Source organism: Borreliella carolinensis, from assembly GCF_032595855.2.
Lineage (GTDB): Bacteria > Spirochaetota > Spirochaetia > Borreliales > Borreliaceae > Borreliella > Borreliella carolinensis.
Map to the genome: position 1 here is coordinate 51,280 of NZ_CP179457.1, position 6,705 is coordinate 57,984.

A 6,705-nucleotide genomic window follows, 5' to 3' on the forward strand; every position below is an offset into this window, starting at 1 on the left:
GATGCTCTTTAATTAAGGATGCCTTATGAAAAATAAATTAATAACTCTAATTAATTGAGAAAAAGTGAAAAATAATTTTGAACAAGCTTACTCTAAAGATAGAGTATTTATAGTCAAATAAATATTAAAACAAGTTTTGGCCGACTTACTCTAAGATTAGTTTTTTTAAATTTAAAAAAACTAATCTTAGAGTACATTCTGAGTATTAAGAAGGGCTAAAAAGGATTTATAAATAACATAATGGTTGTAAATATAAACAATGAAAGCCGATTACATTATAAAAACAAATGATCCAAATGTATCTCTTTATAAAGAACTGTCAAAAGGCTTTATAAAAAAAGAAAATATCAATAAGCAAAAAGATTTTTTTATTTTTATAAAAAATAAACTTTTTTCAATAGATGACAATTCAACAGAAGCAAATATAGAGTCTTTACTAAAATCTATATTTGAGAAATTAAATTATTCAGTAGAACAACAAAAAGGTGGGCAAATAGAAGGAGTGAAATCCAGAGTAGATATACTACTTTTTGAAAATGATAAAGACAAAGTAGATTTTAATAAAAAATTAGAAAAAGCTAAAAAAAATAATGAGTCTATTCCAACCGAAGATATCTTGCTTATAGCAGAAGTTAAGCGTCCAACATTTAGTTTTGATGCTAAAGATAAAGTAAGAGAAGTAGAAGGTCAGCTATACAGATATCTAAATCAATATCAAAAACATTATGGAATACTTTCAAATGGAAAGGTATGGAGATTATATGATAAATCTAAAGTACTTTATGGAGAAAAAAGGTATATTGAATTTGATTTTTCTAAAATTGAAGACAAAGAAGAATACAAAGAGCAAGAATGGTTTATTTTATTTAGCTATCTTATAAGGAAAGAAAGATACCTAAAAACAAGCAATGTAATAACAGTTGAAAAAGAACAAATATCCAAAGAAAAAGAGATGATTCAAAAAACTCTTAGAGAGATACTTTATGAGAGGCCTGATGACTCTATAGTATTTAAAATTGCAAAAAATATATATGACAAAGAATTTAAAGTATCAGACAAAGAAATTACTCGTTATATTTTGGATAGTATACTTGAAGAGGCAATTATTTTTATTTTAAGAATATTTTTTATTGCATATATTGAAGACAACGACATATTTAAGAAAATTTTAGAAGAAAACAAGCTATACAGATCTTCTATATCTTTTAGATATTTTTTTTATGATGAAAATACAAAAAAAAAATTAGGATATAAAAAAATAATAACAATTTTTAATTTACTTGATAAGGGAAGTGATGCAATAAAGTTCCCCATTTTTAATGGAGGATTATTTGCAGAAGATAAGGTTAAATATTTAAATAATGAAAGTTTGCTCAGTGTTAGTGAGCTTGAAGAGATATTAGTTAAAATACTCTTTTTTGAAGAAAAAAATATTAAAGATGAAAAATTTGTAGAGTATTCAAAGTTAGATCCCAAAAGTTTGGAGAATTATACGAGACTTTGCTTGAATATGACCTAAGAATTGCAGATACTACTGTTCATCGTATTATTGAAGATGGAGTTTATCTCATTCGTACCGAAGAAGAGCTTGAAAACAAGAAAGTAAACAAAGTTGCTACTTACTATAAAGGCAATATTTATCTTACATCTAGATCACTTGATAGGAAAAAAAGTGGAGCATATTATACCCCCGATGACCTAACTGATTTTATGGTTATATCTTCAATAGAAGAACAGCTTAAAACTAAATCTCCTTTAGATATTAAAATCATTGACAATTCTTGTGGATCAGGGCATTTTTTGATTTCTTGTCTAGATTACTTAACAGAAAAAGTATGGTATGAGTTAGATAAATTTGAAGATGTAAAAAAAGAGCTTGATAAAGAATATAGATCTATTTTAAAAGAAAGTGAAGAGTATGATGTTCAGGATAGTATAAGTAAAGAGTTAGTACTTAAAAGGATGTTACTAAAGAGATGCATTTATGGTGTTGATATTAATACTATTTCGGTTGAAATTACTATGCTAAGTTTGTGGATTAATACATTTATTTTTGGAACACCACTAAGCTTTATTGAACATCACATAAAAGTAGGAAATGCTCTCTTAGGATATACCAAAGATGAATTTTTTGATATTACAAAAAAGAAATTTGAGTGTGGATTTTCTTTATTTAAGAAAAGGATTAAAGAAATTACAACTATTTTAGAAAATATTTATCAAAAAATTAAAGGCATTAACGATACTACTAAAGAAGATATAGAAAAATCTAAAAAGATATACAAAGAATATGAGGAAAGTGAATATATAGATAATTTAAGAATAATATTTTCTTTAATTAAACTTTATTCATTATCTTTTGACAAATCTTTAAATATTGAATTTGGCAATATTGTAGATGTAATCAGTTTAATTGAAAATATTTTGGGCAATAAAACCTCTAGTGAAGATAAAGAAAGAATGAAGAAAATTAGAAAATTAAGTGGCCACTATAAATTTTTCCACTATGGAATTGAGTTTCCAGATATTCAGGAAGGATTTGATATTGTAATTGGGAATCCCCCATGGGAGAAAACTAAGTATAATGAATCAGAGTTTTTCTCAAAACATATTCCTAGTTACAGAAAACTAAGCATAAAAGAACAAAATAAAATAAAGCAAGAAATACTTATTAAAGATAATCATCCTTTGAGCATTGAATACAATGAAGAAAAAAACAGTATAAGTGCTATTAACAATATTTATAAATTTGATTTTAAAGATTTTACTAGTGGTGGTGATCCGAATATTTTTAGATATTTTTTAGCATTTAATTTAAAGCTAATAAAAGAAAAGGGCAATTTAACTTATTTGGTTCCTTCAAGCCTTTGGGGTGAGTCTAGTTCTAGTTCATTAAGAAAACATATATTTGCTAATTATAAACTTAATTATATTTATCAATTTGAAAATAAAAAAAGATTTAAAGATGTGCATTCAAGCTTTAAATTTGCAATATTTCAACTTAGTAATACTAAAACTCCCACATCAAGTTTTAAAGCAAAATTTATGATTCAACGTGATGATAATATTATTAAAGAAATAACTGGTGATTTAAAAGATAGCAAAGATGATCCTTATCAAGGGATTGAATTAAATATAAACCAAATTAAAAAACTATCTCCTATTCAAGAATCAATTATAGAATTTAAAGACAATGAAGAATTTAGCTTAATTAACAAAATGTTTCGTAAATTCAGTGTTCTTAGTCAAGAGTATATTGATTTCAAACAAGGACTAAATTTAACAAATTATAAAGCATTGTATAAAGAATATGATAATAAGGATTTTGTATTTCTTTATTCTGGGGCCAATATTCATCAGTTTAATTCAAGATTTTTTGAAGGTAAAGATGCAAAAGAAAGTTCTAAATTGCTTTGGATAGATAAAAAAGACTTGGAAAAAGTATTAACCAGAGATAGCCAATTTCAAACCGAAAGAGTATTCTATAGGGCAATTGCGAGTAACACAAATGAAAGAACGATGATTAGCACACTTTCTCCTAAAAATTGTTATTGCGTAAATTCAATATATATAAATTATGAGAAAACATTAATATCACTTTATAAAAAATTATTTGTTATATCTATTTTTAATTCATTTGTATTTGACTTTATGATTAGAAGATTTGTTGACTTAAATGTGCTAAAATCGTGTTTATATCAATGTCCTATACCCCAACCCGAAGAAAAAGAAATTTTAAGTAATTCTTTATATTTAAATCTTATAAAAAATACTTCCTTGCTAATAGCCAAAAATGATCCTGAAAACTTTAAATATTTGCTTCATTTAGAACATTTCGAGCTTAGTGAAGAAAAAGTTAATAAAATACTAAATCTAAATGTGGAAGATGAATTTTTCAAAAAGAAAGAAAATGAAAATAACTTTATTGTAGCCAGTCTTTATTCACTAACCAAAGAAGATTTTGAGGTTTTGCTTAATGACTTTGAGGTGCTAAAAAATAAAAAGGGAGAAGAATATATTTTATTTTTAATAAAAGGATATGAGAATTATTTAAAAACAAATAAGATTAATTAAGCATTTTAAAGAGATTTATGAATTTTTTTAGTAAGAAAACATTATTATTAAATGGTGAAAAGGTTATTCTTAGTGAAGTGATTTTTTAAATACAGAGCCTAAAAAACTTTTAGAAATTTAAGAAAATAATGTTTATAGATTTAAAAATTCAATATGTATCATGGTTGTTGTTTTTATGAAAGCCAAATTATCTTCTTTTGCATTGATTCTTTCTATATTCAACAAAAAAAATGGCACAAGTATTGAAAATCTCAATCCTTTAAGTGAATACTATTTCTATATCAAAGATTATAGAAATAGTGTTCACTTTCGAGCATAATTGCTTTATAAACATAATAAAAAATAGATTCTAATTGCTCATACTCATTGTTAAGTTCATGTTAGTCATCAAATAATTGAGCAAGTTTGAGATTTCCCTCACCAATTGCTTTTTTTGCTTTTTTTCTTCATCAGTGTTGGAGCTAAATTTTCTTTATTTATCCATAGTTCTTTTTGATTAAGATAATATGGAGAATTTAAAATCATTGAATTCTCTTTGTATTAACAGATTCTAAAGAACCAGCTTGTACCTGAAGGTTTGGTTGATTCCTTAGAAACTCTGAACCTAAGTGTTTAATATTTAAATTAGCATTTTAGGGCAATATCCTTAAATACATGAAATACTAAACTTTTTATTTTAGTTCTTAGACTATATTATCCATTAATGTTTGCTAAAATAGTTTTTGAATGTTAAATAAATTCTTGTAACTCTTTCATTGTAACTATTGCATAAACTTTTTTGGAAGAATAAGATTCTAAATTTTTTAAAGCATTCTCTGCATTAATTAAAGCTTGTCTAGATAACCGTGATGCATTAGAATTTTTCTTCTTACCCTCTAATCTTTTAATAAAATATTATAATTAAAAAAAATAATGCGTGCTAATAAAGCTTATAAGTGCAGAATATATCCCAACACCAATCAAAAAAAATATTTTTCAAAAGTATTTGGATGTGTAAGATTTTTGTATAACAAAATGTTAAGTGATAAGAAAGATTATTATGAAAAAAATAAGAAAAGTCTTAGTGTTAATCCAAGTAAATATAAAGATGAATTTCCATTCTTAAAGGAAGTTGATAGTTTGGCTCTTTGTAGCGCGTGGATCGACTTAAATTTTGCGTATAGTAATTTTTTTAGAGAAATTAAAAAAGGAAATAGAATGCAAGGATTTTCTAAATATAAAAGTAAGAAAAATAGGCAAACTTATAGAACTAATAATCAAAAAAACTAAATAAGAATAGAAAATGGTTATATAAAACTACCTAAAATAGGGTTTGTAAAGTTGTGTTTACAATAGGTACATTAAAGATAATGAGCTTATTAAAAATGTAGTAGTAGAAAAAGATATTGATGATAAATATTATATTTCAATAATATTTGAGTGCTTAGATACTAAAAATATAAATGAAGCTAAAGGCGATAAAAAAGAAATAGTTGGTATTGATATGAGTATGAGACATTTTTTAGTAAGTAGTGAAGGTTAGAAAATCAATCATCCTAAATATTTATTAAAAAATGAAAATAAACTTTAAAAATATCAAAGAAAACTATCAAAAAAGCAAAAAGGTTCTATTAATAGGGCTAAATCTAGATTAAGAGTTGCCAAGCTGCATAAGAAAATTTCAAATCAAAGAAAAGACTTTTTGCATAAATTATCTTATTACTTTGTATCCAATTATAAAAACATAGTAATAGAAAATTTATCAATTAAAGGCATGCAAAAAGGAATGTTTGGAAAAAGTATTAATGATTTAGGATGATCTGAGTTTGTAAGACAATTATCATACAAATCAGAGTGGTATGGATCTGCTTTGTATAAAGTGGATAGATATTTTCCATCAAGTAAACTATGCAGTAGTTGTCACATTAAAAATACGACTCTAAGATTAAGTGATACTAGGTGGACTTGTAGTAGTTGTAACACTTTGCATGATAGAGATATAAATGCTGCTCTGAATCTTAAAGCTTATTATTATAAAGAAATAAAAACTAAGGCAGGAACTGCCTGAAGTAAAGCTTGTGGACCATGCTCTAGTGGATGACCGTTCTCCTTTTAGAGCCTAAAAAGTTATCATGGTATGAAACAAGAAGCTATTTCTATAATCTTTGATTTAGAAATAGCAGTTCATATATTTGTAGATTTTCTTATATTTTTATCTATCAAAATTTTATAAAGTATGGGGCTATTAACATATTCTGTATTTGTAAATTTAGGATTGTTGTAATAATATTATCTATTATTAGCAATATACAAGATTCACGTTTTGTATGTTGCGGTAAAGGGTCAGTTTTTGGATAAATTTTTGTGTAGAAAAATTTCATTAATTTTTGGATACTCTAGAATAGAGTAATCTCCTTTTTATTAATTTTTGACTTTATTTTTTGCACTTATGATATAAAAAACTGTCCTTTATATATGATTTTAGAATACAAGAATATTATTGATAATGAGTTCATATATTATCCCTTTCAATTTATAGAGTGGTATTTGTTCCTAAAAAGAAAAAATTTCAAGTTTAATATTAGATAAGATATAATAATTAAATAGGGGCAAATATCGGCTATACAGCTTTATACTAAAAAAAACTAATTA

General features: G+C 25.0%; 2 protein-coding genes and 2 pseudogenes. 3 read left to right on the forward strand and 1 reads right to left on the reverse strand.

The genetic code is table 11. The features are described 5' to 3' along the window. Positions 1 to 259: 259 nt before the first annotated feature. Both QIA46_RS05425 and QIA46_RS05430 read left to right on the forward strand, forming a co-directional pair. Positions 260 to 4,074: pseudogene (locus tag QIA46_RS05425) on the forward strand (Eco57I restriction-modification methylase domain-containing protein). Positions 4,075 to 4,249: 175 nt separating this feature from the next. Beyond that, complete coding sequence (locus tag QIA46_RS05430; protein ID WP_418905943.1) at positions 4,250 to 4,393, forward strand: hypothetical protein; 144 nt, start codon at positions 4,250 to 4,252, stop codon at positions 4,391 to 4,393. A gap of 410 nt (positions 4,394 to 4,803) precedes the next feature. On the opposite strand, the gene QIA46_RS06790 is transcribed toward QIA46_RS05430, so the two are convergent. Continuing rightward, positions 4,804 to 4,962: a hypothetical protein gene (locus QIA46_RS06790; protein ID WP_472843363.1), complete on the reverse strand. Its 159-nt coding sequence runs from the start codon at positions 4,960 to 4,962 to the stop codon at positions 4,804 to 4,806. 24 nt (positions 4,963 to 4,986) lie between these two features. Here QIA46_RS06790 and QIA46_RS05435 point away from each other — a divergent pair. Beyond that, positions 4,987 to 6,121, forward strand: a pseudogene (locus QIA46_RS05435) (RNA-guided endonuclease TnpB family protein). Positions 6,122 to 6,705: the final 584 nt, after the last annotated feature.